The organism is Streptomyces sp. NPDC047853, from assembly GCF_043204535.1.
Classification (GTDB): domain Bacteria; phylum Actinomycetota; class Actinomycetes; order Streptomycetales; family Streptomycetaceae; genus Streptomyces.
The window spans coordinates 431,084-456,966 of record NZ_JBIDCI010000005.1 but is presented as its reverse complement, the minus strand read 5'-3'; the positions used below and the strand labels follow the sequence as shown (position 1 = coordinate 456,966).

General features: G+C 74.6%; 24 protein-coding genes. 10 read left to right on the top strand and 14 right to left on the bottom strand.

The features are described from left to right. Positions 1–6: 6 nt before the first annotated feature. The 7 genes from ACGF5T_RS13440 to ACGF5T_RS13410 all read right to left on the bottom strand — a co-directional run bounded on the left by ACGF5T_RS13440 (position 7) and on the right by ACGF5T_RS13410 (position 8,907). Positions 7–1,335 (bottom strand): hypothetical protein, encoded by a 1,329-nt coding sequence (locus ACGF5T_RS13440; RefSeq protein WP_366768555.1) that lies wholly within the window; start codon positions 1,333–1,335, stop codon positions 7–9. 58 nt (positions 1,336–1,393) lie between these two features. Further along, positions 1,394–2,458 (bottom strand): glutamate ABC transporter substrate-binding protein, encoded by a 1,065-nt coding sequence (locus tag ACGF5T_RS13435; RefSeq protein WP_356603476.1) that lies wholly within the window; start codon positions 2,456–2,458, stop codon positions 1,394–1,396. A gap of 58 nt (positions 2,459–2,516) precedes the next feature. Continuing rightward, the gene (locus tag ACGF5T_RS13430; protein WP_356603474.1) at positions 2,517–3,974 is read right to left on the bottom strand and encodes a hypothetical protein; all 1,458 of its coding nucleotides are present in this window, start codon (positions 3,972–3,974) and stop codon (positions 2,517–2,519) included. Positions 3,975–4,155: 181 nt separating this feature from the next. Then, entirely contained in the window at positions 4,156–5,127 is a 972-nt protein-coding gene (locus tag ACGF5T_RS13425) for a BadF/BadG/BcrA/BcrD ATPase family protein (protein WP_361016521.1), read from the bottom strand. After that, on the bottom strand, positions 5,118–6,383 hold the full coding sequence (locus tag ACGF5T_RS13420; RefSeq protein WP_366768556.1) for a 6-phospho-beta-glucosidase: 1,266 nt from the start codon (positions 6,381–6,383) through the stop codon (positions 5,118–5,120). Before ACGF5T_RS13420 ends, ACGF5T_RS13425 begins: the two co-directional genes overlap by 10 nt. Positions 6,384–6,387: 4 nt before the next feature. After that, positions 6,388–7,647 carry an ROK family transcriptional regulator gene (locus tag ACGF5T_RS13415; RefSeq protein WP_361016515.1) on the bottom strand — a complete coding sequence of 420 codons (1,260 nt, stop codon included), beginning with the start codon at positions 7,645–7,647 and terminating at the stop codon, positions 6,388–6,390. A gap of 165 nt (positions 7,648–7,812) precedes the next feature. Then, a complete protein-coding gene (locus ACGF5T_RS13410; RefSeq protein WP_356603467.1) occupies positions 7,813–8,907 on the bottom strand; it encodes a mechanosensitive ion channel family protein in 1,095 nt (364 codons plus the stop codon). A gap of 304 nt (positions 8,908–9,211) precedes the next feature. Here ACGF5T_RS13410 and ACGF5T_RS13405 point away from each other — a divergent pair, with 304 nt between their 5' ends. Beyond that, complete coding sequence (locus ACGF5T_RS13405) at positions 9,212–9,748, top strand: HNH endonuclease (protein WP_356603465.1); 537 nt, start codon at positions 9,212–9,214, stop codon at positions 9,746–9,748. Between the two features lie 33 nt (positions 9,749–9,781). Here ACGF5T_RS13405 and ACGF5T_RS13400 read toward each other — a convergent pair whose 3' ends face one another. From ACGF5T_RS13400 to ACGF5T_RS13385, 4 genes are all read right to left on the bottom strand, one after another. Then, positions 9,782–10,366, bottom strand: a complete 585-nt coding sequence (locus ACGF5T_RS13400) for a Uma2 family endonuclease (RefSeq protein WP_361016510.1) — start codon at positions 10,364–10,366, stop codon at positions 9,782–9,784. A gap of 69 nt (positions 10,367–10,435) precedes the next feature. Continuing rightward, the gene (locus tag ACGF5T_RS13395; RefSeq protein WP_356603461.1) at positions 10,436–11,806 is read right to left on the bottom strand and encodes an FtsX-like permease family protein; all 1,371 of its coding nucleotides are present in this window, start codon (positions 11,804–11,806) and stop codon (positions 10,436–10,438) included. Beyond that, positions 11,803–12,510, bottom strand: coding sequence for an ABC transporter ATP-binding protein (locus ACGF5T_RS13390; protein ID WP_366768557.1), 708 nt, complete (start codon positions 12,508–12,510; stop codon positions 11,803–11,805). The genes ACGF5T_RS13395 and ACGF5T_RS13390 overlap by 4 nt, the downstream gene beginning before the upstream one ends. Further along, on the bottom strand, positions 12,507–13,040 hold the full coding sequence (locus tag ACGF5T_RS13385) for a PadR family transcriptional regulator (protein WP_356603457.1): 534 nt from the start codon (positions 13,038–13,040) through the stop codon (positions 12,507–12,509). The genes ACGF5T_RS13390 and ACGF5T_RS13385 overlap by 4 nt, the downstream gene beginning before the upstream one ends. 354 nt (positions 13,041–13,394) lie before the next feature. Between ACGF5T_RS13385 and ACGF5T_RS13380 the strand changes: the two genes are divergently transcribed. From ACGF5T_RS13380 to ACGF5T_RS13370, 3 genes are all read left to right on the top strand, one after another. Beyond that, positions 13,395–13,700 (top strand): hypothetical protein, encoded by a 306-nt coding sequence (locus ACGF5T_RS13380; RefSeq protein WP_356603455.1) that lies wholly within the window; start codon positions 13,395–13,397, stop codon positions 13,698–13,700. Positions 13,701–13,709: 9 nt separating this feature from the next. Next, on the top strand, positions 13,710–15,836 hold the full coding sequence (gene malQ, locus ACGF5T_RS13375) for a 4-alpha-glucanotransferase (RefSeq protein ID WP_366768558.1): 2,127 nt from the start codon (positions 13,710–13,712) through the stop codon (positions 15,834–15,836). 72 nt (positions 15,837–15,908) lie between these two features. Beyond that, entirely contained in the window at positions 15,909–16,190 is a 282-nt protein-coding gene (locus tag ACGF5T_RS13370; protein ID WP_356603451.1) for a hypothetical protein, read from the top strand. Between the two features lie 91 nt (positions 16,191–16,281). On the opposite strand, the gene ACGF5T_RS13365 is transcribed toward ACGF5T_RS13370, so the two are convergent. After that, positions 16,282–16,806 (bottom strand): MarR family transcriptional regulator, encoded by a 525-nt coding sequence (locus ACGF5T_RS13365; RefSeq protein WP_356603449.1) that lies wholly within the window; start codon positions 16,804–16,806, stop codon positions 16,282–16,284. A 104-nt stretch (positions 16,807–16,910) separates the two neighbouring features. Here ACGF5T_RS13365 and ACGF5T_RS13360 point away from each other — a divergent pair, with 104 nt between their 5' ends. From ACGF5T_RS13360 to ACGF5T_RS13350, 3 genes are read left to right on the top strand one after another with little or no spacing between them, the layout of a single operon-like run. Next, positions 16,911–17,882 (top strand): EamA family transporter, encoded by a 972-nt coding sequence (locus ACGF5T_RS13360; protein ID WP_366768559.1) that lies wholly within the window; start codon positions 16,911–16,913, stop codon positions 17,880–17,882. Positions 17,883–17,919: 37 nt separating this feature from the next. Continuing rightward, positions 17,920–18,867, top strand: a complete 948-nt coding sequence (locus ACGF5T_RS13355) for a DMT family transporter (RefSeq protein WP_392887827.1) — start codon at positions 17,920–17,922, stop codon at positions 18,865–18,867. A 30-nt stretch (positions 18,868–18,897) separates the two neighbouring features. Continuing rightward, positions 18,898–19,842 carry a LysR family transcriptional regulator gene (locus ACGF5T_RS13350; RefSeq protein WP_366768560.1) on the top strand — a complete coding sequence of 315 codons (945 nt, stop codon included), beginning with the start codon at positions 18,898–18,900 and terminating at the stop codon, positions 19,840–19,842. 180 nt (positions 19,843–20,022) lie between these two features. Here ACGF5T_RS13350 and pepN read toward each other — a convergent pair whose 3' ends face one another. Then, complete coding sequence (gene pepN, locus ACGF5T_RS13345; protein WP_366768561.1) at positions 20,023–22,611, bottom strand: aminopeptidase N; 2,589 nt, start codon at positions 22,609–22,611, stop codon at positions 20,023–20,025. A 113-nt stretch (positions 22,612–22,724) separates the two neighbouring features. On the opposite strand from pepN, the gene ACGF5T_RS13340 reads away from it, so the two are divergent. After that, entirely contained in the window at positions 22,725–23,201 is a 477-nt protein-coding gene (locus tag ACGF5T_RS13340; RefSeq protein ID WP_366768562.1) for a DUF1203 domain-containing protein, read from the top strand. On the opposite strand, the gene ACGF5T_RS13335 is transcribed toward ACGF5T_RS13340, so the two are convergent. Then, a complete protein-coding gene (locus ACGF5T_RS13335; protein ID WP_356603437.1) occupies positions 23,198–24,214 on the bottom strand; it encodes an aspartate-semialdehyde dehydrogenase in 1,017 nt (338 codons plus the stop codon). The genes ACGF5T_RS13340 and ACGF5T_RS13335 overlap by 4 nt on opposite strands. A gap of 351 nt (positions 24,215–24,565) precedes the next feature. Here ACGF5T_RS13335 and ACGF5T_RS13330 point away from each other — a divergent pair, with 351 nt between their 5' ends. Beyond that, on the top strand, positions 24,566–25,102 hold the full coding sequence (locus ACGF5T_RS13330) for a sigma-70 family RNA polymerase sigma factor (protein WP_356603435.1): 537 nt from the start codon (positions 24,566–24,568) through the stop codon (positions 25,100–25,102). 1 nt (position 25,103) lies between these two features. Beyond that, entirely contained in the window at positions 25,104–25,859 is a 756-nt protein-coding gene (locus tag ACGF5T_RS13325; RefSeq protein ID WP_366768563.1) for a hypothetical protein, read from the top strand. The last annotated feature ends 24 nt before the right edge of the window (positions 25,860–25,883 follow it).

The window sequence follows — 25,883 nt, the reverse complement described above, 5'->3', positions numbered from 1 at the left end:
GGCCGCTCATGCGCCGGGCCCCGTCCGGTCCACCGGCCCGCCCTGACCGGGCACGCGCGGGACGGAGCCGAGCAGTTCGGCCGCCGCGTGCTGGTAGCGCAGCACGGCCTGCCCGGCGACGCGCAGGTCGCAGGGCGCGCTCCACAGCATGCGGCGGGCCTTCTCGTACTTCTCCGCCAGCTCGGGGTCCTCGGCGAAACCGAGCCGGGCCACCTTCGCCTTGTACGCGTCGAGCCGGCCGCGCAGCTCCGCGCGGACCGCGAGCGGAGCGGTCACCGCCGTCAGCGACTCGCGGGCGCGCAGCAGTTCGTCCTCCGCCTTCTCCTCCAGGGACTCCAGGAGCGGGGACAGGCGGTGCCACTGGGCGTGCCGGCGGTACTCGGCGGCCGCCGCGAGCTGCTCCTGCAGCACGGTCGGCGGCCCGCTGACGACCGGCACCTCCGTCGCGGCGATCTTCGCCAGCACCTCGCCGCGCGCGGTGCGGGCCTCGGCGAGCGTGCGGTCCGCCCGGGAGAGCAGGTCCCGCAGCCGCACGATCCGCTGCTCGGCGTCCTGGCGCACGGCCAGCACGGCGTCGATCTCGCGGCGCACGTCCTCCAGGGCCCGCGCCTGACGGTCGTAGACCGTGGTGTCCGGGCGGCCGCCCCCGGGCGCCGAACTGCCCTCGGCCGGCGTCCAGTAGGCCAGCGGGTCGGAGACCACCTGCTCGCGCAGCCGCGTCAGGGTGCGGGTGATCCGCTCCAGGTCGTCGCCGGCCGGGTGCTCGCCGGGGCGGACGCCCACGGAGTGCGCGAGTTCGCGGGTGCGCCGGAGCTCCGCGGCGAGGAGGTCGATCCGCGCGGGCAGCGCCGACCACACCGCGTCGGCGGCGACCACCATGTCCAGGGAGCCGGCGTACAACTGGTTCATCCGGTCCACCAGGGCGGCCAGCGAGTACCGCTCGCTCAGCCGGCCCGGACCGCCGTCGGCCGCGGGCGTGCCCGCGGCGGCGCCCCCGGCCATCGTGACGGCCTCGCCGCGCAGCAGCTCGGTCAGCTCGGCCAGGTCCTCGCGGCTCGACCAGCGGCGCCGGGAGCGGATCTCCCGGGCGGTGCGCAGCGCACCCGTGTACGCGTCGAAGCAGTTCCACAGGTGCGTGATCGACGCCTCGGCGGCGGTCCAGCGCTCGGCGGTCACTCCGGTCAGGGAGGCGCCTTCGAGGAGTCTGCGGCCCGCGTGGTCCTGGAGGGCGAGGAGCGAGGTCTCGATCGCCTCGTGCTCCGCGCCGAGCCGCGCCAGCGCACGGTCCACCTCGTCCCGGTCCATCACCGGCCCGGTGGGATCCGTGTCGCCCATCGATCACCCCTCGCTGTCGCGGACTTGTGCGTGCTCTTCCCTGCGCTGCGCCGGGCGGTCAGCTCGTGCGCAGATACTCCGGGGCCGGTGGCTCCGACTTCGCCGGGTCGTCCCCCATCGTCGGCTTCAGCCACGCCTCGTACGAGTCCTGCCAGCCCCCGGCCCGGTCCGCGCGCCACTCCCTCAGGACGTGGTTGACCCGGCGTACCAGATCGTCGGCGTCCTTCTTCATCGCCACGCCGTAGTACTCCGTGGTGAAGGCGTCGCCCTTGAGCTGGACCGTCGGGTCCTGCGCGGCCTGGCTGGCGGCGAGCGCGCCGTCGGTGACCACCGCGTCGACCTCGCCGAGCTGGAGCCTGACCAGGCAGTCGAGTTGGTTGGGGACGGTGGTGCCCAGGTCGGTGTCGGCGGCCAGCCTGCCGTCCTCCTGGTCCTGCTCCAGCGTGCTGAGCGCGGTGGAACCGGCCGCCGTGCAGATCCTCTTGCCGGCGAGCGTGCCGTCGTAGCCGGTGATCGCCGAGGACTTGGGGGCCAGCAGCTGCTGTCCGGTGCGGAAGTACGGTGCCGAGAAGGCGACCTTCTCCAGGCGCGCGCAGTTGATGGTCATGGTGCGGACCACCATGTCGACCCGGCCGTTCTCGATGGCGGGCTCGCGCTGGTTGGTGGGGATCGCCTTGAACTGCACGGCGTCCGGGTCGCCGAGGACGTCCTGCGCTATGCGGTGCGCCAGATCGATGTCGAAGCCCTCCAGTTCGGCGTCACCGCCGCTGTTCGGGTCGCGGTAGCCCCAGCGGTAGCTGTTCTGGTCGACGCCGACGATCAGCTTGCGCTTCTCGCCCCGCCGGTTCTGGATCGCGTCGATGGTGGGGCCGTCGGCGTCGGAGGGTGCCAGGGTCTGCTTCTCGGGGTCCGCGCACTCCTGCGCGGCGCGCGCCTGACCGCCCAGGGTGCCGCCGTGGCCGCCCGCACCGGTCTGCCCGTCCGCACCGGTCTGCCCGCCCGTGTCGTGCGAGCGGAGCACCGGCAGGAGGAGGGCGAACAGCACCGCGAGGGTGCAGGCGAAGGCCATCGCCCCCACCCCGCCCCAGCCCTTCAGTCCCGTCCGGAGCCGTTGTGCGCGCATCCTCACGCCCCCTTTCACGGGCATCCTCGCCCCCTGGCCCGCGGGCCCGAGCGCCGCTTCACCGGTACTCCGACAGCCTGCGGCCGATGCCCAGGAGCGCACCGGCCACGCCCACCGCGGCGAGGACGCCGGCCGCGACCGGCAGGGGCCGCATCGCGTCCAGACCGTCGCCCGCCGCCCGCACGAACTCGGCCTCCTCGTGCCCGAGCGCCGTGTCGAGCGAGTCGTCCACGCCGTCGAAGCACTCGGCCGTGGCGCCCTTGCCGCCGATCACGAGGTCCAGCGCCTGCTGGTAGTTGCCGTTCTCGTCCTGCTCACGGGCCGAGGCGTGCCGCTTCCTCCACTCGGCCATGTTGCCGTTCGCCCGGTCGACCGGCTGCTCGCCCGCCTTGTCGTCGGCGAGCCGCCGCGCCTCGGCCAGGCCCTCGCCGAGGGTCTTCATGTTCTTCTCGAAGTCGAGGTCGTAGGCGTCGTACGTCCGGTCGCCGACCTTCCTCGTCTCCGCGCCGCGCGCCACCAGGGTGAGGTTCTCGTTGCCCCGGGCCTTGAGGGAGGCGATGCGGGCCCCGTTCAGCGCGTTCAGGGAGCGCACCCCGTGCTCCTGGGAGTCGTTCAGGCTGGACCGGGCGACGCTGTGGCCGGCGACCAGCCAGAGCAGGACGATCGCCGAGGCGGCCGTGGCGGCGACCAGGCCGTGGTTCAGGACGCGGTGGGTGCGCCGGTAGTGGCGGCGCTGCGCCCAGCCCAGGGCCGCGAGGGCGAGGACACCGAGGGCGATCGCGGCCCAGGGGTAGGGCTTCGCGTCGGCGTAGTCGGCGCCGAGCCGCCGGTTCTCGCTCGTGTAGAGGTCCTCCGCCGCGGGGAGCATCTGCTTCTGCATCTTCTCGTTGGCGTAGCGCAGGTAGGCGCCGCCGACCGGGAAGCCCTGGCGGTTGTAGGTGCGGGCCCGCTCGACCAGGCCCTTGTACTCGGGCAGGAGGCGGTTGAGTTCGGTGATGGTCGCCTCGGCGGGGGAGTCCGCCTCGGAGTCCGCGGCGGCCTTCACGAGCCCCTCCGCGGCGGCCCGGACCGCGCTCTCGTACTCCTCGCGGGCGGCCTTCGTCTCCTGGCCGCCGGCGAGGAAGCCGCTGGACGCGGCGGTGTTGGCCTCGGCGAGTGAGCGGTAGACGCCGGCCGCGGCCGAACTCAGCGGCTGGCTGCGGTGGAGCACGTCGTCGGCGGCGGCGGACCGCTCGCTCATCTGCCAGGCGGTGACGGCGCCGAAGGCGACGACGAGCGCGGCCAGCAGCGCGCCGATGATCCGCAGCCGCCCCGGCTCGGTCACGGCCGCGGCGCGCAGCCGGTCCACGCCCTCGGCGAAGGCGGTGCGCCGGGGCACCGGCGGCGGGGGGACGGCAGGGGCGTTGCCGCCCGAGCGCTGCTCCGGAAGCGGCCGGGGCCGCGGGGGCGCGGCGGGCGGCGTGGGCGCGCCGGTGCCGGGCGGTGGCGCCGCGCCGCCCGTCTGCGGTCGAGTCACTGCCGACCTCCCCCGTGGTCTTCCGTCGCCGCAAGTATCGCTGCCCGCGACGACATTCGCACCGGCCTTCGCACGATCTTGCTCCGATCCCGGAGCAACGCACCACCCCTGCCCATGAATACGCCGCCGGAAGCGGGTCGGTTCCACGGGGCGCGGGCCGGGTCCGGACTTCGGGCCCCGCTCAGGCGTCGAAGTGCGCCCGCAGTCGCGCCCGGGCCCCGGGAGCGGCCCCCACGCGGTCCAGGCCCAGCAGGGCCGCGCCCAGGACGGGTCGCGTCGTCACCACCCGCGGGACGGCCTTCGGGGCGCGGGCCGCCAACAGCTCCCGTACCCGGCCGTCGAGTTGCGGGTGCCGTGCCGCCAGGACGCTGCCGCCGAGCACGACCGGCGTCTCCTCGGCCAGCAGGTCGAGCCGGGTCAGCGCGACCGCGGCCATGGCCACCACCTCGTCGGCCTGCCGGTCGACGATGCCCCGCGCGAGCGGGTCGCCGTCGGCCGCCGTGGCGAACAGCACGGGGGTCAGCTCGTGCCGCCGGACGGGTTCGACGCGCCGCAGGTGCAGGGCCTCGATGAGGGCGTACATCGAGCCGAGCCCGAAGTGCGCGGGCAGGGTCCGGGCCAGCTCCGTGGGCCCGCCGCGTCCGTCCTCCGCCCGCGCCGCGTGCCACAGCGCCTCCTCGGCCAGCCCCCAGCCGCCGCCCCAGTCGCCGGACAGCCGCCCGACGGCCGGGAAGCGGGCGGTGCGGCCGTCGGGGCGCATGCCGACGCAGTTGACGCCGGCCCCGCACACGACCGCGACGCCGCGCGGCTCGTCGACACCGGCGCGCAGGACCGCGAACGTGTCGTTGCGCACGTCCACGTCCGCGCCCCACCCGCGCGCGCCCAGCGCGGCGGCCAACTGCTCCTCCTCCACGGGCAGGTCCGCGTTGGCCAGGCACGCCGACACCTGGTCGACGGAGGTGACGCCGGCCGCGGCGAAGACCCGCGCCACCGCCTCGCCGAGGGCGTCCACGGCCCGCTCGACACCCACGGCGGGCGGCCGGAAGGGGCCGCCGCGGGCCGTGGCGAGGACCTCCCCGCCCGCCGTCACCACGGCCACGTCGGTCTTGCTGTTCCCCGCGTCGACGGCGAGGACGCTCGCGGTCAGACCCACGCCAGGTGCTCCCGGTTGTGCGCGATCAGCCGGTCGGTGAGCCGCTCGGCATGCCCGTACTGACCCACGAGGGGGTGGGCCAGCAGCGCCCGGAACACCCGGTCCCGGCCGCCGCGCAGGGCCGCGTCCAGGGCCAGGTCCTCGTACGCCGTCACGCTCGCCGTCAGCCCCGCGTACAGCGGGTCCACGGCCGCCACCGGCAGCGGGACCGCGCCCTCGGCGCCCACCGCCGCCGGTACCTCGATCACCGCGTCGTCGGGGAGGAAGGGCAGCGTGCCCCGGTTGAGGGTGTTCACCACCTGGTACGGGGAGCCGGCGCCGCCGAGCAGGGCGGCGGCCAGGTCGACGGCCGCCTCCGAGTAGTAGGCCCCGCCCCGCTCGGCCAGCAGGGCGGGCTTCTCGTCCAGGGCCGGGTCGCCGTACATCTCCAGCAGCCGCCGTTCCATCTCGGCCACCTCGGCGGCCCGGGACGGCTTGGTGCGCAGTTCGTCCACGACCTCGTCGTGCGCGTAGTAGTAGCGCAGGTAGTAGGAGGGGACGACGCCGAGGCGGTCCAGGAGCGGGCGGGGCAGGCGCAGGTCGGCGGCGACGGTGTCCCCGTGCTCCGTCAGCAGCCGGGGCAGGACGTCCTCGCCGCCGGGGCCGCCGAGCCGGACGGCGGTCTCCCAGGTGAGGTGGTTGAGGCCGACGTGGTCGAGGTGGACGTCGGCGGGCGCCACCCCGAGCAGCGCCGCGAACTTGCGCTGGAGGCCGATCGCCACGTTGCACAGGCCGACCGCCCGGTGCCCGGCCCGCAGCAGGGCGCGGGTCACGATGCCGACCGGGTTGGTGAAGTCGATGATCCACGCGTCCGGGTTGGCCCGCCGGACCCGCTCGGCGATGTCCAGCACCACCGGCACGGTGCGCAGCGCCTTGGCGAGGCCGCCGGCGCCGGTCGTCTCCTGGCCGACGCAGCCGCACTCCAGGGGCCAGGTCTCGTCCTGCTGCCGGGCGGCCTGGCCGCCGACGCGCAGCTGGAGCAGGACCGCGTCGGCGCCGTCCACGGCCGCGTCCAGGTCGGAGGTGGTGACGACACGGCCGTCGTGCCCCTGCCGGGAGAAGATGCGGCGGGCGAGGCCGCCCACCAGCTCCAGCCGGTCCGCGGCCGGATCGACGAGGACCAGCTCCTCGACGGGCAGCGTGTCCCGCAACCGGGCGAACCCGTCGATCAGTTCGGGCGTGTAGGTCGAGCCGCCGCCGACCACGGTGAGCTTCATGCAGTCATCGATCCTTTCCGGGCAGGGACGGTGACGCGGAGCGCCGGGGTCGGCGCGAGGTGTCGAAGACCTCGTCGCGGGTGGTCGCGAGGGCGCTGACGAGCGCGCCGCGCAGGACGGGGTCGTCGGTCACGTCACCGACGACCAGGCGCGGCCGGGGCGCGGCCAGTTCCTCCAGCTCGGCCTGGACCAGGGCGCGCAGCGGCTCGCCGCCGGCGGCGAGGGCCGTACCGCTGAGGACCACCAGCTCGGGGTCGAGGACGGAGACGAGCGAGGCGAGACCGGTGGCGAGACGGGTGGCGTAGGTCTGGAGCAGGCGCTGGTGCCGTGCGTCGCCGGGGTGGGCGGCGGCCGTGGCGAGCAGCGCGGCCGCCGACTCGGTGTACGGGCCGGGCGGCACCGGGTCGATGCCCAGCTCGCGGGCGAGCCGGGGGACGGCCTGAGCCCCGGCCAGCTCCTGGAAGCCGCCGCTGCCGGTGCGGCCGACCTTGCGGACCAGCGGGGCGCCCGGCACCGGCAGGAAGCCGACCTCGCCGGCGCCGCCGGTCCAGCCGCGGTGCAGGCGGCCGCCGAGGACCAGGGCGGCACCGAGGCCCTCCTGGTTCCACAGCAGGACGAAGTCCTCGTGGCCCCGGGCGGCACCGAGCCGCTGTTCGGCCATCGCGGCGAGGTTCACGTCGTTCTCGTACTCGACCGGCACGGGCAGGGCGGCGGCGAGTTCGTCCAGGAGGGTGGGGGAGTGCCAGCCGGGCAGGTGCGAGGCGTAGCGCAGCATGCCGGTGCCCGGGTCGAAGGCGCCCGGGGTGCCGATGACGAGGCGGTGCACGTCGGCGCGGACGAGCCCGGCCGCCTTCACCGCGCCGTCCAGGGCGTCCGTGACCTGCCGGACGACCGGGCGGGCGGCGCGCCGGCCGGGGGTGGGCAGCTCGTACCGGCCGACCGTGCGACCGGTGAGGTCGGCGACCGCGGCGAGGATGCGGTCCCGGGTGACGTCGAGTCCGGCGGCGTGGGCGGCGGCCGGATTGACCTCGTAGAGCTGGGCGCCGGGGCCGGGGCGCCCCTCCGTCGTGCCGCCGGCCAGGACCAGCCCGGCCGCCTCCAGGCGGGCCAGCAGCTGGGAGGCGGTCGGCTTCGACAGGCCGGTGAGCCTGCCGAGCCGGGCACGGGACAGGGGGCCGTGCTCCAGCAGGAGGTCGAGTGCGGCCCGGTCGTTCATGGCGCGCAGGACGCGTGGGGTGCCCGGCGTGCCGGCGGTTCCCGCCATGCGTGTCCCCACCTGCCTCTCGACCGGTCGGCTTCCAGTGACGGCGATTGTTAGGAAACTTTCCTGTTGACTGAGAAACGTAGGCCGCCCGGGAGGGGGCGTCAAGAGACCGCCCCCGGTCCGACGAGGGCGTCGGTCCGGGGGCGGGGAGGGCGTGCCGTGCCGCTACTTGGTGGTGTTCGGCGGGGTGATCGGGGACGCCGCCACGGACTGCGGCGACACGGTGCTCGCGTACGCCGAGGGGGCCGCCACACCCGCGGTCGGGTCGGCCGCCTCGGTCGCCTGGACCGGCAGTTCGGGGCCGCCGACGATCCGGATGTCGGCCGCGTCGAAGGCCCGCTTGATGCGCCAGCGCAGCTCGCGCTCGACGGTGAGGGACTTGCCGGGCATGGTCTTCGCGGAGACCCGCACCACCATGGAGTCGAGCAGCACGGAGTCCAGGCCGAGGACCTCGATCGGGCCCCAGAGCATCTCGTTCCAGGGCTCCTCCTTGCCCATCCGCTCGCCGACCGCGGCGATGGCCTCCCTCACCTTGTCCAGGTCCTCGTCGGAGCGGACCGTCACGTCGACTCCGGCCGTGGACCAGCCCTGGGAGAGGTTGCCGATCCGCTTGACCTCGCCGTTGCGGACGTACCAGATCTCCCCGTTGTCGCCGCGCAGCTTGGTCACCCGCAGCCCGACCTCGACGACCTCGCCGGCGGCCACACCCGCGTCGATGCTGTCGCCGACGCCGTACTGGTCCTCCAGGATCATGAAGACGCCGGACAGGAAGTCGGTGACCAGGTTGCGGGCGCCGAAGCCGATCGCGACGCCCGCCACACCGGCGGAGGCCAGTAGCGGGGCCAGGTTGATCTGGAAGGTGCCGAGGACCATCAGGGCGGCGGTGCCGAGGATGACGAAGCTGGCCATGGAGCGCAGGACCGAGCCGATGGCCTGCGAGCGCTGGCGGCGCCGCTCGGCGTTGACCAGCAGGCCGCCCAGCGCGGTGCCGTCCATCGTGCCGGCCGTGCGGTTCATGCGGTCTATCAGCTTGGTGATCGCCCGCCGGACCACCGCTCTGAGCACCGCGGCTATCACCACGATCAGCAGCACCCGCAGGCCGATCGCGAGCCACGTCGACCAGTTCTCCTCGACCCACCCGGCGGCGTTCGTCGCGCTCTCGTGGGCGTCCCGGAGGGAGGGCACCGACGGGGCCGTCGGGGACGGAGAGGGCGACGGCGACGAGCCGGCGGCCGACAGGACGGCGGCGGACAGGGACACGGTGGGCACCTCCAGATGCGGCGGCCCGTCCTCCGAGGTCCGGTCGAGGTCACGGAAAGGTCACCGGACGGGCAGATGGACCACACTAACGGGGCACCGGGCACGGACCGTCCCGAAACGGTCGGGAGAGACAGCGCTCACGCGCGCTTGAACTGGTCAGGCTCCGGGGGATGCATGAGGTGTGGTCGAAAACACTCCCAGCCCGTTACCGGGACATGGTGGCGCTTCCCGCGGCCATGAGGGGAAACTGACTACGGATCGTCCCGGCGCGAGCCACGCGCCGCCGGCGTACAAGGAGGCATCCGTGCCGCATGTCCTGGTCCTCAACGCGTCGTACGAGCCACTCGGCGTCGTACCGCTCCGCCGCGCGCTCGTCCTCGTCCTCGAGAACAAGGCCGTCTGCCTCGAGGAGTCCGGCGCCTACCTGCACAGCTCGACCGTCACCGTGCCCGCACCCAGCGTGGTCCGGCTCAAGCGGTTCGTGCGGGTCCCCTACCGGGGGCCCGTCCCGCTCACCCGCCGGGCGCTCTTCGCCCGTGACGGAGGCCGGTGCATGTACTGCGGTGCCGTCGCCACCAGCGTCGACCACGTCATCCCGCGCAGCCGCGGTGGCCTGCACGCCTGGGACAACGTGGTGGCGTCCTGCCGCCGCTGCAACCACGTCAAGGCCGACCGCCACCTCGGGGAGATCGGCTGGCGCCTGCGCCACAAACCGGCCCCGCCCACCGGCCTGGCCTGGCGCATCATCGGCACGGGCCACCGGGACCCGCGCTGGCTGCCGTACTTGCAGCCCTACGGCGCGGAGGACGCCATGGCCCGGATCGACGGCATCTCCGCCTGACGGTCCGGGCCTTCGCCTGCGCGGCCGTGCGGGTCAGCGCACCCAGTTCTTCAGCGGCTCGGTGTCCAGAACGATCCCGACCGGCTCGGGCAGGGCGACCTGCTTGCCGAAGGGCAGCGTCTGCACGGTCTCGTAGCGCCCGCCGTCCGGCCGGCTGTGCACCTTGACCTCACAGGTGTCCCGGTCGATCAGCAGGTACACCGGGATGCCGGTCTCGGCATAGGCGCGCGGCTTCTCGACACGGTCGCGCCGGTCGGTGTCGGAGTCGTAGGACGTGACCTCGACGACCATGAGGACGGGGGTGGGATCGGCCCATTCGCGGGCGCCGGCGAAGGCGTGGCTTGGGGTCAGGGAGCCGTCGGGGCGCGCGCGACCCTCGCGGTAGGTCTCAACGGTCAGACCCTGGTGAGAGTCGAGCCACAGCTCCGGACGCTGCTGCATGCAGACGCGTGTGAGCCATTCGATGATGCTGCCGTGGTCGCCGTCAGGCACGGCCTTCCCCCCAAGGTGTCCGTTGATGAACTCGAGCCGTGCGCCTTCTATGCTCCGGGCGGCATGGACGGCGAGTTCCTCGAACTCCTGGACGGTCATCTGGGGCCGGTCGGCGGTCACGGTCACAGGGCTCCTCCGATTGTGCAGGGGTCCACTTCTGCCCAGCGTAGGGGACATTCGGCGCCCCCCGCGGCGCTACGCGTACCGCAGCTCCCCCGGCCGCACCGACCGCCCCAGCAGGGGCAGGGCCGTCGCCGCCGACAGCAGGCAGGACGTGTACACCGCGGGAGCGACCAGCAGCGCCGTCCACGGCAGCGAGCCGGTCCCGGTGAGGGACGAGTACCAGGCGCCCGCCGCCATGCCCCCGGCGCCGGCCAGCAGGAGGGCGGGGGCGAGCGGGAGGGCCGTCTCCAGGAGCAGCGCCCGGTTCAGGACCGCGCGCGGCACTCCCGCGGCGACCTGGACAGCCAGCGTCCGGCGCCGGGAGGTGAGGGACTCGGCGGTGCCCACGGCGAGTCCGGACAGGGCGATCGCCAGGCCGAGGAGGACGGCGGCGCCGGCCAGGTCCAGGCCGGTCGTGTAGTACTCCAGGTCGGCGCCGAGGTGGTACTCCCGGGTGCGCAGTTCGGTGAGCATCGTGTGCCGGACGCACAGGAAGACCGTGCCGGCGACCGTCACCAGCATCACCGCCGCGTGGCTGCGGGCCGGCGCCCACGGGTCGTCGCGCAGGCGTCCGGCCGCGATGAGCGGTGCCGCCGTCCGGGCCCGCCCGGCGAGCAGCCGCCCGGTGAGCCGCGCCGCGGCCCCGGACAGCCACACCGAGCCGGCGCCGAACGCGACGACGAGGGCGAACACGGTCAGGGGAGCCCGCCAGCGGTCCCCGCCGCCCGGACCGGAGCCGGTGGTGGCCGCCGTGAGCAGGGCCGCCACCGCCACCAGCAGCAGCGCACCCAGGAACAGCAGCGCGGGCCCGCGCCCCGTACCCGGGCCGGCCCGGCGTACCAGGCCCAGCGGCGAGGCCACCACCCGGCGCAGTGCCAGCGCCCCCACCACCGCGCCCAGCACCGGCACACCGACCGCGACCAGGGTGATCCCCACCCAGGTCTGCGCGGTCGTCGCGCTCCACAGGCGGAGCAGCAGCAGGACGCCGAAGACGGTCACCACCGACGAGCCCACCAGGCACGCCAACCCCGTCTCCAGCGCGGCGATCCGCCGCACCCGCCACGGCGTCGCCCCGGCCAGCCGGAGCCCCGCCAGCCGCCGGTCGCGGTGCACGGCGCCGATGCGGGCGCACTGACCCAGGAAGGCCAGCACCGGCAACAGCAACAGCAACAGACCGGTGATCACCCCGGCACGGGTCCCCACGCCGCTCAGCAGGCCGTGGAAGGCGGAGACCGTGTGACCGGCGGGGACCGACGCGAGTGTGACCGCCGCCAGCGCGCACCCCGTCGCGAGCGCGGCGCCCGCCGCCGTGAGCGAGATCCGCCACCACTCCCGCCGGTCCGACCCGCGCACGAGCTGCCGGGCCAGCCGGACGTCCGTCACCACCGTGTCCCACGCGCTCACGCCGCCACCCCCAGCGGTGCCACGGTGCCGTCCCGCAGCTGGACCTCGCGGTCCGCGTACGCCGCCATCTGGGCGTCGTGCGTGACGAGCAGCACCGCCGTGCCCGTCTCCCGGACGGTGTGCGTCAGCGTCGTCATCACCTGCTCGCTCGCCAGCGAGTCCAGCGCCCCGGTCGGCTCGTCCGCGAAGACCGCCTTCGGGCCGGTGACCAGCGCGCGGGCCAGCGCCGCCCGCTGCGCCTGTCCTCCGCTCATCTCGCCGGGCCGCGACTCCCCCTGCCCGCGCACCCCGAACCGCTCCAGCCACTCGCCGGCCCGCGCCCGCGCCTCGGCGCGGCCGGTGCCGGCCAGCATCAGCGGCAGCGCCACGTTGTCCAGCGCCGTCAGCTCCGGGATCAGCTGCCCGAACTGGAAGACGACGCCGAAGTCGGTGCGGCGCAGCGTGCTCAGCCGTTTCTCCGGCAGCTCCTGCAACCGTTCACCGCCGTACGTCACCGATCCGGCGTCCGGCCGGACGATCCCGGCCAGGCAGTGCAGCAGCGTCGACTTCCCGCTGCCGCTGGCCCCGGTCACGGCGAGGATCTCGCCGGCCCGCAGGTCCACCGAGGCACCGCGCAGGGCCTCGGTCCTGCCGTGGACCTTCACCAGGTCGCGGGCCGCCAGCAGCGGCCCCGCCGTGGTCCCGTTCGTGTCCCCGCTCGTCATGCTGTGCGGACCTCCGCGGTCAGAGTGGTGAGCCGGGCCGCCGTGGTGGTCATCCAACGGAGGTCGGCGTCGAGGTGGTTGAGGCCGTAGTCGGCCGAGAGCACGGTCGCCAGGTCCGTGCCGGAGGCCGTCTTGACCGCCGTGAGCTCCCGCATCCGCTCCATGTGGGCGGCGCGCTGGGCCAGCAGGTAGGCGCCCGCGTCCGCGCCGGTGAGGATCGAGACGACGACCTTGGCGAAGATCTCGTTCGTCACGAAGGGGGCGGGCGGCGCGACCTCACCCGCCCACCGCGCCAGCTCGCGCGTGCCCTCGGCCGTCGCGCGGTACGCCGTCCGTTCCGGGCCGCCGTCGGACGCGGTGCCGTCGACCTCCGCGAGGCCGTCCCGGACCAGGCGCTGGAGGGTCGTGTAGACCTGCCCGTAGGCCAGCGGACGGGCCTGGGGGAAGCGTTCGTCGTGGCGTCGCTTCAGGTCGTAGCCATGGCTCGGCCCCGAGGCGAGCAGCCCCAGCAGGATGTGACGGGTGCTCATGGCGCCCAGTATTCACTGAGTACATGTACTGAGTGAATAGTTGGCGGGATCTTTCTTCCGGGGCCGGCGACGGCCGCAGTCCCCGTCCGCTCCTCGACCGCGTACGCCTTCACCGAGCACGGCGAGTCGCCGGCGCTCGCTCTCGTGACCGGTTTGGGTGGTCCCCGAAAGGGTTAGGTGGGTGATTTACACACATCCGAGAAGGATTCTTGGGGGTGCGATGTGACCAGGAGCACGTTGTCGGTGCTGAGGCGTCTGTCCGCGCGCGGACTGGGTAGGGCTGCCGTAACCCGCCGAAAGCGTGCTCGGCAGAGCCCGCCGAGGACCGACACCGCTCGACCGAAGGAGAACCCCGTGGCTGCACCGGCACCCCTGCTGCTCCCGGCACCGTCCAAACCCGTGGCGGAGCCGTCCACACCCTGGTCCGATCCCTCCGCCGCCTCCGACACCCCGCACTACTGCGTCTTCGGCGCCACCGGAAGCTGCGCCGAGACCCCCCTCACCAGCGAACCGCCGCTACCGGACGCCGAGCCTCTGACCAGCGAGTCCCCGTTCGCCGACGCCGTGCCCCTGACCAGCGAGTCCTCGCCCGAGCTCACGGCGGACGTGCCGGAGCAGGGCGGCCCCTCCTTCGCCGTCCCGGAACCCACGAGGTCGTAGAGGTCATCGATGCCAGCAGCCCGGCCGGCCGAGCCCGCCGCCGAGGACCTTTCCGAGGATCTGACCCGGCTCGCCGCCCTGCACGGCGTCGCCACCTCCTACAGCCCGTCGCCGGACCGCACCGTCCCGGCCTCGGCCACCGCCGTCATCCTCGCGCTGGCCGCCCTGGGCGTGGACGCGGGCACCCCGCGGGCCGTCCGCGCCGCGCTGACCGCCCGTGAGACCGAGCTGCGCGAGCGCCTGCTGCCGCCCACCGTGGTCGCCTGGAGCGACGGCGGCACCCCTGCCGCCCTGGCCGCGCTGCCCGCGGGCATCCGGCTGCGGATCGAGACCGAGGGGGGCGAGACCGTCGAGACCGGCGGGGGCGAGGCCCGCGTCGACGCCGACCGGCTCCCGCCCGGCGTCCACCGGCTGACCGCCACCGCGCCCGACGGCCGGACCGCCGGCGCCCACCTGATCGTCGCGCCCGCCCGCCTGCCCGTCCCCGCCGCCCGCTCCTACGGCCTCCTCGTCCAGCTCTACTCCCTGCTCTCCCGCCGCTCCTGGGGCATGGGCGACCTCGGCGACCTCGGTGAACTGGCCGCCTGGGCCGGACGCGCCCTCGGCGCCGGGTTCGTCCAGGTCAACCCGCTGCACGCGGCCGTACCCGGCGCACCCACCGACCCGTCCCCGTACCGGCCCTCCTCGCGCCGCTTCCCCGATCCCGTCCACCTGCGGATCGAGGACGTACCCGAGTTCGCGTACGTCACCGACCCCGAGCGCGTCCGCGCCCTCCAGGAGCGGGCCGGACGGCTGCGCGAGGCCGTCCTGGAGCAGGGCGCCCTGATCGACCGGGACGCCGTCTGGGACCTCAAGCGCGAGGCCGCGGAGCTGCTCCTGGAGGTCCCCCTCGCCCCCGGCCGCCGGGCCGCCTACTGCGACTACCTCGCCGAACAGGGCACCGCGCTGGAGGACCACGCCACCTGGTGCGCGCTCGCCGAGACCCACGGCGCCGACTGGCACCGGTGGCCCGAGGGCCTGCGCGACCCCCGCTCGGCCGACACCCACCGGGCCCGCACCGAGCTGATGGACCGCGTCGACTTCCACTCCCGCCTCACCTGGCTCACCGACACCCAGCTCACCGCCGCCCAGTACGCGGCCCGCGAGGCCGGCATGCCGGTCGGGATCGTCCACGACCTCGCCGTGGGCGTGCACCCGCGCGGCGCCGACTCGTGGGCGCAGCAGGAGTACTTCGCCGCCGGCATGTCGGTGGGCGCGCCGCCCGACGCCTTCAACGCCCGCGGCCAGGACTGGGGCCTGCCACCCTGGCGCCCCGACCGCCTGGCCGCCTGTGGCTACGCGCCCTTCCGGCGCCTGCTGCGGGGGCTGTTCCGCTACGCCGGAGCCCTGCGCATCGACCACGTCATGGGCCTGTTCCGGCTCTGGTGGGTCCCCGAGGGCCACCCGCCCACCGAGGGCACCTACGTCCGCTACGACGCCGAGGCGATGCTCGCCGTCCTCGTCCTGGAGGCCGGCCGGGCCGGCGCCGTGGTCATCGGTGAGGACCTGGGCACCGTGGAGCCGGGTGTGCGCGAGGCGCTGCGCGAGCGCGGGGTGCTCGGTACCTCGGTGCTCTGGTTCGAGCGGGACTGGGCGGGCGACGGCCGTCCCCTGCCGCCGGAGCGGTGGCGTGCCGACTGCCTGGCCACCGCCACCACCCACGACCTGCCGTCCACCGCCGCCCGTCTCACCGGCGAGCACGTCGAACTCCGCGACCGCCTCGGCCTCCTCACCCGCCCGCTGGAGGAGGAGCGGGCCGAGGCGGCGGCGGACACGGCCGAGTGGCTGGAGGTGCTGGCCCGGCTCGGCCTGCTGCACGGCACCGGCGGTGACACCGGAGCCCCCTCCGAGGAGGCGGGCATCCAGGCCGTCCACCGCTTCCTGCTGCGCACCCCCGCCCGGATGGCCGGGATCTGGCTCCCGGACGCCGTCGGGGACCGCCGCCCGCAGAACCTGCCCGGCACCTGGGACCAGTACCCGAACTGGCGGCTGCCCGTCGCCGACGCCGACGGCCGCCCCGTGACCTTGGAGGACCTGGCCGCCTCCCCCCGGCTGCACGCGCTGATCGAGGTGGTGCGGGACCGCGCGGGCGGCTGAGCGGCGCGCCCCGCGGCCCCGTACGGGCACCCCGGGCGCGCGCCCCCGACGGCCGTTCGCTAACTTTGCACCGTGGACAAGAAGAACGCCCTGCGCGCCGGCGCCCTGGCAGCCGGTACGACGCTGATGATGCTGCTCATGTCGTCCCCCGCGCTCGCGCTGACCCGCGACGACGGCGACGACCCCGGCACCGGCCTGAGCGTCGTCGAGACGCTGGGTCTCTACGTCCTGGCCCCCATCGCGCTGTTCGTGATCATCGCGGGCCTGGTGGTGGTGCTGGACAAGTCCAAGGAGGAGCACCGCGTGACCTCCCGCAACATCAAGACCCGGCCCAAGGCCGACGCCAAGGCCTGACCGCCACCGCACCTTCTCCACCGAGGGCGCCGGTCCCACCGTTCGCACGCCGTGTGCGCGGGACCGGCGCCCTCGGCGTACGCGGGGCCCGCTACCGCTCGGTGGCGGCCAGCAGATCGCGCAGCAGGTCGGCCAGTTGCCCGGTCCGTCCGGCGTCCAGGGCCGCGGACAGCGCCTCGGTCTGCACGGCGAGACCCGCGCCGACCGCCTCGTCCACCAGCCGCAGTCCCTCGTCGGAGAGGGTGACCCGCAGGGCCCGCCGGTCGTGCGGGTCGGGCGAGCGGTACAGCAGCCCGGCCCGCTCCAGCTTGTCGAGGCGGCCCGTCATGCCGCCGGTGGTGAGCATCAGGGTCGCCGAGAGCTGCCGGGGCGAGAGCGCGTACGGCTCCCCGGAGCGGCGCAGCGTCGCCAGGACGTCGAACTCGCCGCGGGCGATGCCGAAGCGCGCGTAGGCCTTCTCCATCCGGTCGCCGATCGCGCGCGAGAGCCGGTTGATCCGGCCGAAGACCTCCATCGCCGCGGTGTCGAGGTCGGGTCGGACCTCCGCCCACTGGCCGATGATCGCGTCGACCGGGTCCCGGTGCCGCTCGGTCCGCTGCTGGGGGCGCTCACTCATGGACCGAGTATCGACGGTCGGCAGATCGCCCGCAAGAAAGTTGCTTCTCAATAAGTAGCTTAGCGGTAAGCTACTTATTGCCGACCGACTTGGAGAGGCTCCCCATGCCCGCGAACCGTCCCGTCCTCATCGCCCTGACCGCCCTCGCCCCCGTCTCCTGGGGCACCACCTATGCGGTGACCACCGAGTTCCTGCCGCCCGACCGGCCCCTGTTCACGGCGCTGATGCGCGCCCTGCCCGCCGGGCTGCTGCTGCTCGCCCTCGCCCGGGTGCTGCCGCGCGGCGCCTGGTGGGGGAAGGCCGCGGTGCTGGGCGCGCTGAACATCGGGGTGTTCCTCCCGCTGCTGTTCCTCGCCGCGTACCGGCTGCCGGGCGGCACGGCCGCCGCGGTCGGTTCCGCCGGCCCGCTGTGCGTCGTCGCGCTCTCGGCGCTCCTGCTGGGGCAGCGGCCCGCCGCCCGGTCCGTGCTCGCCGGGGTCGTCGCCGCGTTCGGCGTCAGCCTCGTGGTGCTCCAGGCGGCCGGCACGCTGGACACGCTCGGCGTGCTGGCGGCGCTCGCGTCCACCGTCTCCATGTCGGCCGGCATCGTGCTGACCCAGCGGTGGGGCCGTCCCGAGGGCGTCGGCCCGCTCGCGCTGACCGGCTGGCAGCTGACCGCGGGCGGCCTGCTCATCGCCCCGCTCGCCTTCCTGGCCGAGGGGCCCCCGCCCGCGCTGGACGGCGCGGCGGTCGGCGGCTACCTCTACCTGGCGCTGGCCGGCACGGCGATGGCGTACTGGCTCTGGTTCCGCGGCATCGGGCGGCTGACCGCCACCCAGGTCACCTTCCTCGGTCCGCTGTCCCCGCTGACCGCCGCCGTCGTCGGCTGGGCGGCGCTCGGGGAGGCCCTGACACCGGTGCAGATGGCGGGCATGGCGCTGGCCTTCGGGGCGACCCTGGCGGGTCAGCTGGCGCCGGGTGCGAAGGCCGCCGCCGGACCGCCCGCCCGTACTCCTCTCCCCCCTTCTTTCAGTTCTGCTACAGAGAACGGTCGAAAAGATTCGATGGACCTGACGGGTCCGGCGCTGCGACGGTAGGGCCATCCCCCACGCCACCGCCGCCGAAAGGACCTCCGTGGCCGTAGCCGACCGCCGGACCACCACCGCCACCCCCGCCACCCCCACCCCTGCGCCCACCTCCGCCCGCGTCTCCGCGTCGGCCGCCCCCGTCACCCTCGGGATCGGACTCGCCGTACTCGCCACCGTCGTCTGGTCCGGCAGCTTCGTCACCTCCCGCGCCCTCGGTGACAGCGTCCCGCCCGTCCAGCACGCGTTCTGGCGCTGGGTGATCGCGCTCGCCGTCGTCGCCCCCTTCGGCGCCCGGCGGGCCTGGCGGCAGCGGGCGCTGATCCGGCGCCACCTCGGCTTCGTGCTCCTCGCCTCCCTGCTCGGCGTGGCCGTCTACAACACCCTCGTCAACCAGGCCGGAGTCACCACCCTCGCCGCCAACATGGGCATGATCATGGCGGCCTCCCCGGTGCTGATGGCGGTCTTCGAACGGGCGGGCGGCGTACGGCTCGGCGCCCGCCGCGTCGCCGGGCTCCTCGTCGCCTGCGCGGGCGTGCTGCTGCTGGTCGGCGGCGGGACGTCGTTCTCGGCGGGCGACCTGTGGATGATCGTCGCCGCCTGCTGCTTCGGGTCGTACAGCGCGCTGCTGCGCCGCAGGCCCGCCGGTCTGGACGGTGCGGGGTTCCTCTTCACCACGTTCCTGTTCGGCACGGTCCTGCTGCTGCCCGCCCAGGGCGTCAGCCTCGCCGTCCAGGGCGGTTTCAGCCCGGCACCGGAGACCGTCCTGCCCCTCCTCTACGTCGGCGTCGCCTCCTCCGCGGTCGCCTTCTTCGCCTGGAACAAGGCGATCGCCCTGATCGGCCCGGCCCGCGCCGGGATCGTCTACTACCTCCAGCCGGTGTGCGTCGCCCTGCTGTCCTGGGCGCTGCTCGCCGAGCCGACCGGCTGGGCGCAGGCGGGCTGCATGGCCCTGATCCTCGGCGGTGTCGTCCTCGGCGCGGGGGCGCGCCGGTGACCGGAGCCGTACGCGGATAGGTTGGCCGCCATGGCCGACTGGGACATCCGCAAGCTGCAGATCCTGCGGACGCTGCGGGACCGGGGCACGGTGACCGCGACGGCCGAGGCGCTGCGCATGACACCGTCCGCCGTCTCCCAGCAGCTGACGAACCTCTCCCGGCACCTGGGCGTGGAGCTGCTCCGGGCCCAGGGCAGGCGGGTCCGGCTGACGGACGCGGCCCACCTGGTGCTGCGGCACGCCGACGCCGTGTTCGAGCGGCTGGAGAAGGCCGACGCGGAACTCGCGGCCCACCTGAGGGGCGAGGCGGGTGAGGTGCGGGTCGGCGCCTTCTCCACCGCCGTGCCCGCCCTGGTCGTGCCGTCCGTGACCGCGTTGCGGACGACGCACCCCGACATCGTGGTGCGGGTGCGGGAGGCCGAGGCGCAGGAGGCGTACGAACTGCTGGCCGCCCGGGACGTGGACCTCGCCCTGTCCCTGGCGGCCCACGCGCCCACCGCCGCCGACCCCCGCTTCACCCGCGTCCCGCTCCTCGCCGACCCGCTGGACGTCGCCCTGCCCGGCGACCACCCGCTGGCCCGCGCGCAGGGGCTGCGACTGGCCGACCTCGCCACCGAGCCGTGGATCTTCGGCGGCAGCGGGCCCTGGTCCGACATCACGCGCGGAGCCTGCGAGGCGGCCGGGTTCCGGCCGGAGCAGGCGCACACGGCGGCCGGCTGGACGGCGATCCTCGCGATGGTGGAGGCGGGCATGGGGGTCGCCCTGGTACCGCGCATGGCCGCGGTCCCGCGGGACGGGGTGGTCATGCGCGAGCTGCGCGCGGACCGTCCCGTCCGGCACGTCGTGGCGGCCGTGCGCAGGGGAGCGGGGGAGGGCACCGGGGTGGGCACGGCGGTGGGCAGGGTGCTGGCCGCCCTCCGCACGGCCGCCACGCCCCGCCCCGGCGGAGCGCGGGCCCCCGCGGCCCCCGGGTAGGCGGTCGGCGCGGCCCCGGAGCAGCCCGGGACACCGCCGCCGACCGGTGGCGGCTCGCAGGCTCACGTCCTCGGGGCAGGCCCGCCCACCGCCCGACCGGCGGCCACCCGCACACCGCTGGGACGGCGAAGGGGCGCCCGGTGCCAGGAGGCACCGGACGCCCCTCGGGGGAGCGGGCGGCTACGCGTCGGCCGCCGCGGCGTCCGCCTCCTGCGCCCGCAGGGCGCGCTCGACGCCCGAACGGGACTCCGAGACCAGGCGGCGCAGGGCCGCGTTCGGCTCGGCGGAGGCCAGCCAGGCGTCCGTGCGGTCCAGGGTCTCCCGCGACACCTGCACCGCCGGGTACAGACCGACCGCGATCTGCTGCGCCATCTCGTGCGAACGGGACTCCCAGACGCCCTTCAGCGCCTCGAAGTACCGCTCCGTGTAGGCCGCCAGCAGCTCGCGCTGGTCGGTCTGGACGAAGCCGGCGATCACCGACTCCTGTACGGCGTTCGGCAGCTTGTCGGACTCCACGACCGACTCCCAGGCCTCCGCCTTGGCCGCCTCGGTCGGGCGGGCGGCCCGCGCGGTCGCCGCGTGGCGCTCACCGGCGGCGGTGCGGTCCCGCTCGTACTCGGCCGCGATCTCCGAACCGCCGAACCGGCCCACGGCCGCCAGCCGCTGCACGAACGCCCAGCGCAGCTCGGTGTCGACGGCCAGGCCCTCGATCGTCGTCGTACCGTCCAGCAGCGCGTCCAGCAGGTCGAGCTGCTCCGGCGTCCTGGCCGTCGCCGCGAAGGCCCGCGCCCACGCCAGCTGGTGGTCGCTGCCCGCCTCGGCGGCCCGCAGGTGGGCCAGCGTGGCCTCGGTCCAGCGGGCGAGCAGCGTCTCGCGGGCGGCCGGGGCGGCGTACTGGTCGATGGCCAGCTTCACCTGGCGGTGCAGCGACTGCACCACGCCGATGTCGGACTCCTTGCCGATGCCGGAGAGGACCAGCGACAGGTAGTCCCGGGTCGCCAGCTCGGCGTCCCGGGTCATGTCCCAGGCCGACGCCCAGCACAGGGCGCGCGGCAGCGACTCGGTGAAGTCGCCGAGGTGCTCGGTGACGACGGCCAGCGACTGCTCGTCCAGGCGGACCTTGGCGTACGACAGGTCGTCGTCGTTGAGCAGCAGCACCGCCGGGCGGGCCTTGCCGACGAGCTCCGGAACGGCCGTCAGTTCGCCGTCCACGTCCAGCTCGACGCGGTCGCCGCGCACCAGCTTGCCGTTCGCGTCCAGGTCGTAGGCGCCGATCGCGATGCGGTGCGGGCGCAGCGTGGGCTCGCCCTTGGCGCCGGCCGGCAGCGCCGGGGCCTCCTGGCGGATCGCGAAGGAGGTGATGACCCCTTCGCCGTCCGTCTCGATCTCCGGGCGCAGCACGTTGATGCCGGCCGTCTCCAGCCACGCCTTCGACCAGGTCTTCAGGTCGCGGCCGGAGGTCTCCTCCAGCGCGCCCAGCAGGTCGGACAGGCGGGTGTTGCCGAACGCGTGCCGCTTGAAGTAGGCCTGCACCCCCTGGAAGAACGCGTCCTCACCGACGTACGCGACGAGCTGCTTGAGCACGGAGGCGCCCTTGGCGTACGTGATGCCGTCGAAGTTGACGAGCACGTCGTCCAGGTCGCTGATGTCCGCCATGATGGGGTGCGTGGACGGCAGCTGGTCCTGCCGGTACGCCCAGGTCTTCATCTGGTTGGCGAACGTCGTCCAGGAGTGCGGCCACTTCGAGCCCGGCGCGTCGGCCTGGCAGGCGGCCTCGGCGTAGGTGGCGAACGACTCGTTCAGCCACAGGTCGTTCCACCACTCCATGGTGACCAGGTCGCCGAACCACATGTGCGCCAGCTCGTGCAGGATCGTCGCCGCCCGCACCTCGTACGCCGCGTCCGTCACCTTCGAACGGAAGACGTACTGGTCCCGGATGGTCACCGCGCCCGCGTTCTCCATCGCGCCCGCGTTGAACTCCGGCACGAAGAGCTGGTCGTACTTGGCGAAGGGGTACCGGTAGTCGAACTTCTCCTGGAACCACTCGAAGCCCTGCCGGGTCACCTCGAAGATGGCGTCCGCGTCGAGGTGCTCGGCGAGCGAGGGCCGGCAGTAGATGCCGAGCGGCACCGACTGGCCGTCCTTCTCGTACACGCTGTGCACCGAGTGGTACGGGCCGACGATCAGGGCCGTGATGTACGAAGAGATGCGCGGGGTCGGCTCGAAGACCCACAGGTTGTCCTGGGGCTCGGGGGTGGGCGAGTTGGAGATGACCGTCCAGCCCTCGGGCGCGCGCACCGTGAACTGGAAGGTCGCCTTGAGGTCGGGCTGCTCGAAGGAGGCGAACACCCGGCGCGCGTCCGGCACCTCGAACTGCGTGTAGAGGTAGGCCTGGTCGTCGACCGGGTCGACGAAGCGGTGCAGGCCCTCGCCGGTGTTGGTGTAGGCGCAGTCCGCGACCACGCGCAGGATGTTGCGGCCCGGCAGCAGCCCCGGCAGCGCGATGCGGGAGTCCTGGAACACCTCGGCGGGATCGAGGGCGTCGCCGTTGAGCGTCACCTCGTGGACCGTCGGCGCGACCAGGTCGATGAAGGACTCGCCGCCGCCGTCGCCGGTCTCCGCGACGTCGAAGCGCACCGTGGTCACGGACCGGTAGGTCCCCTCCCCGCTCTGCGCGCCGGTGAGGTCGAGTTCGATCTCGTACGAGTCAACGGTCAGCAGCTCCGCCCGCTGCCGCGCTTCTTCGCGAGTCAGGTTTGTGCCAGGCACGCGGTCATCTCCTCGTTATGGGTGGGTTGCGCCATCCTTCCACGTGGCGCGTACCGAACGCGATGTCCATTTCCCGCCGGTGCGTGCCCCCGGGCGCGCGCGAGCCTGGGGCCATGCAGCACTACACCGCACGGCCTCTTGCACCGGCCGTTCTGAAGGACCTGCGCACCACCGACGACGCGGGCCGTGTCCCCGCCCCGTTCACCGACGGCGAGGGCGGCGCCCCGCTGCGCTGCTGCCTGCGCCGCAGCCGCCCCGGGGAGAGGATCGCGCTCGTCTCGTACGCCCCGCTGCGCCGTTGGGCCGCCCGGACCGGCGCCGACCCGGGCGCCTACGACGAGCAGGGCCCGGTCTTCGTCCACGCCGAGGAGTGCGCGGGGCCGGAGGCGGACGGCCTCGCCTTCACCGGCGCGCACCGGGTCCTGCGCCGCTACTCGGGCGACGGGCGCATCCTCGGCGGGCGGCTGGTCGAGGACCCCGACGGGTTCGCGCCCGCCCTCCGGGAAGCGTTCGACGACCCGGCCGTGGCGTTCGTCCACGTCCGGGCCGTCGAGTACGGCTGCTTCCTCTACGAGGTGCGGCGGGACTAGCCCTTCAGCTCCGCCGCCACCAGCTCCGCGATCTGCACCGCGTTCAGGGCCGCGCCCTTGCGCAGGTTGTCGTTGGAGACGAACAGGGCGAGGCCGTGCTCGACGGTCTCGTCCTGGCGGATGCGGCCCACGTACGAGGGGTCCTGGCCGGCCGCCTCCAGCGGGGTCGGCACCTCGGTGAGCGCGACGCCGGGGGCACCGGCCAGCAGCTCCTTGGCGCGCTCGACGCTGATCGGGCGGGCGAAGCGGGCGTTGATCTGGAGGGAGTGGCCGCTGAAGACGGGCACGCGCACGCAGGTGCCGGAGACCTTCAGCTCCGGGATCTCCAGGATCTTGCGGGACTCGTTGCGGAGCTTCTGCTCCTCGTCGGTCTCGTGGAGGCCGTCGTCGACGATCGAGCCGGCCAGCGGCAGCACGTTGTACGCGATCGGCGCCACGTACTTGTCCGGCTTCGGGAACTCCACCGCCGAGCCGTCGTGGGTGAGCTTGGGCGCGTCCGCGCCGACCTTCTGGACCTGCTCGAACAGCTCGTCCACGCCGGCCAGGCCCGAGCCGGACACGGCCTGGTAGGTGGCGACGACCAGGGCCTCGAGGCCCGCCTCGGCGTGCAGCGGACGCAGCACCGGCATCGCGGCCATCGTGGTGCAGTTCGGGTTGGCGATGATGCCCTTGGGACGGTCGGCGATCGCGTGCGGGTTCACCTCGGAGACCACCAGGGGGACCTCGGGGTCACGGCGCCAGGCGGAGCTGTTGTCGATCACGACCGGGCCCTGGGCGGCGACCTTCTCGGCCAGCGCCTTGGAGGTGGCGCCGCCCGCGGAGAACAGCACGATGTCCAGGCCGGAGTAGTCGGCGGTGGCCGCGTCCTCCACCGTCACACCGTCCAGCTCCTTGCCGGCGCTGCGGGCCGAGGCGAACAGGCGCAGCTCGGTGACCGGGAAGTCGCGCTCCGCGAGGATCCTGCGCATGACCGTGCCGACCTGACCGGTGGCTCCGACGATTCCGACCCTCACAGTGACTCCTTCTCCGTTCGTGCCCGTGTCTCCACGCGCGTTGTGCTCGGCCGAGACTTTTCCATCATGGGGCTCAGTCCGGCCCGCCTGTCCACTTCTTTGCGCGGGGTGCCCGCACCGTGGGACGCGGCACCGCGGGCAGCGGGCACCGTCCTGCCCGGAAAACCCCCGCTGAGCTGCAGAAATTCCCCTCGGGCGGCCACCGCGCCGCAAGCTGTGCTGTTCCGTCCCTGCCCATCCCCTCCGGACCCACACGACGATGTGACGTACGCCTCCCACCCGAAAGCGGCCCGTACGGGCGAACGTTTCGGGCCCCGCCGGCGTCCTAGGGGAAACGCGGCGAGGGGAGGGGTGGCTGTGCTGCGCAGAAGGGCCCGCCGCGGCCAGGGGGACGCCGTGCTCGACGACCCCCTGGACGCGGCCCAGGAACGCCGGGTGCGCGCGGTGCTCGCGCTCGGCGGGGTACCGCAGGCGGACCTGCCGGACGGGGTGCAGCAGGTCCGCCTGCGGCTGCTGGAGCGCACGGCGAGCGGACGGGAGGCACCGCGCGACGTGTCCGCGTGGGCGGCGGTCGTCGCCTCCAACCTGGCCATGGACTGGCACCGGGCCAGGCGCCGCCAGGACCGGCTGGGCGAGCGCCTCGCCGCGCTGCGCCAGACGGAGCACCCCTCCGGGGAGGACACCAGCGTGCTCTCCCTCGCCGTCGCCCAGGGTCTGGACGAGCTGCCCGACGCCCAGCGCCAGGTCGTCGTCCTGCGCTTCTACGCCGATCTGCCGGTGCGCGGCATCGCCGAGGAGCTGGGGATACCCGAGGGCACGGTCAAGAGCAGGCTGCACACGGCGGTACGGGCACTGCGGGCCCGCCTGCACGAGGACGAGGTGGTGTGAGATGGCCGCCGGACAGCGTCCCGCCGGGGACGACGCGCTGATGGCCGCGATCACGGGTGAGCCGCTGCCGCCCGGGGCGGACGCGGACGCGGAGGCCGCGTACCGGTCGGCGACGGCCGACGTGGCGCTGCTGCGCGAGCAGCTGGGCGTCCTCGGACGGTCGCTGGGCGGGCCGCCGCCCGCCCGCGGGGCCGCCCCGGTGGCGCGGCCCGCCCGCCGCCCCCGGCGCCGCCCCTTCGCCCTGGCCCTCGGCACCCTCGCGGTGGCCTGCGCCGGCGCGGTGATGGCGGGGCTGGGGTGGCTGGTGGTGCGGGGCGGCGGCGCGACCGACACGGGGGCCGACAGCGCCGCCGCCGACGACAAGCGGGCCGGTTCCGCCGAGGCGGGTGTCGCCTTCGGCAGCCCCCGCTACCTGGCCTGCGCGCGGGTGGTGGCCGAGGGCACGGTGACCGGCGCCGAACCCCTGCCGGGCACCGGCACGCACCGGATCACCCTCGACGTGACCCGCTCCTACAAGCCGGAGGCTCGGCCGGACGGGGCGGACGCGGCGGACCCGGTGACCCCGGCGGACGAGCCGATGACCTTCGTCCTGGACGACACCACGGCCCGCCTGTCGGCCGGGGACCACGCGCTGATCGGCGTCCCCCGGTACGGCGACACCCCGGACACCGTGATCACCGGCGAGGAGGCCCTCGCCGCCCAACGCGCCCGGATCACCGCGTCCCTGCCCGAGTCCCGCACCCTCACCTGCGACTGACCCCCGGGCATCCGGGACACGCGA

Coding starts and splice junctions, on each gene's coding strand:
- ACGF5T_RS13415 (WP_361016515.1), bottom strand. CDS start 7,647: ATGGCGGGAACCGCCGGCACGCCGGGCACCCCACGCGTCCTGCGCGCC.
- ACGF5T_RS13365 (WP_356603449.1), bottom strand. CDS start 16,806: ATGAGTGAGCGCCCCCAGCAGCGGACCGAGCGGCACCGGGACCCGGTC.
- ACGF5T_RS13440 (WP_366768555.1), bottom strand. CDS start 1,335: ATGGGCGACACGGATCCCACCGGGCCGGTGATGGACCGGGACGAGGTG.
- ACGF5T_RS13420 (WP_366768556.1), bottom strand. CDS start 6,383: ATGAAGCTCACCGTGGTCGGCGGCGGCTCGACCTACACGCCCGAACTG.
- ACGF5T_RS13385 (WP_356603457.1), bottom strand. CDS start 13,040: ATGAGCACCCGTCACATCCTGCTGGGGCTGCTCGCCTCGGGGCCGAGC.
- ACGF5T_RS13435 (WP_356603476.1), bottom strand. CDS start 2,458: ATGCGCGCACAACGGCTCCGGACGGGACTGAAGGGCTGGGGCGGGGTG.
- ACGF5T_RS13340 (WP_366768562.1), top strand. CDS start 22,725: ATGCAGCACTACACCGCACGGCCTCTTGCACCGGCCGTTCTGAAGGAC.
- ACGF5T_RS13325 (WP_366768563.1), top strand. CDS start 25,104: ATGGCCGCCGGACAGCGTCCCGCCGGGGACGACGCGCTGATGGCCGCG.
- ACGF5T_RS13360 (WP_366768559.1), top strand. CDS start 16,911: ATGCCCGCGAACCGTCCCGTCCTCATCGCCCTGACCGCCCTCGCCCCC.
- ACGF5T_RS13350 (WP_366768560.1), top strand. CDS start 18,898: ATGGCCGACTGGGACATCCGCAAGCTGCAGATCCTGCGGACGCTGCGG.
- malQ (WP_366768558.1), top strand. CDS start 13,710: ATGCCAGCAGCCCGGCCGGCCGAGCCCGCCGCCGAGGACCTTTCCGAG.
- ACGF5T_RS13390 (WP_366768557.1), bottom strand. CDS start 12,510: ATGACGAGCGGGGACACGAACGGGACCACGGCGGGGCCGCTGCTGGCG.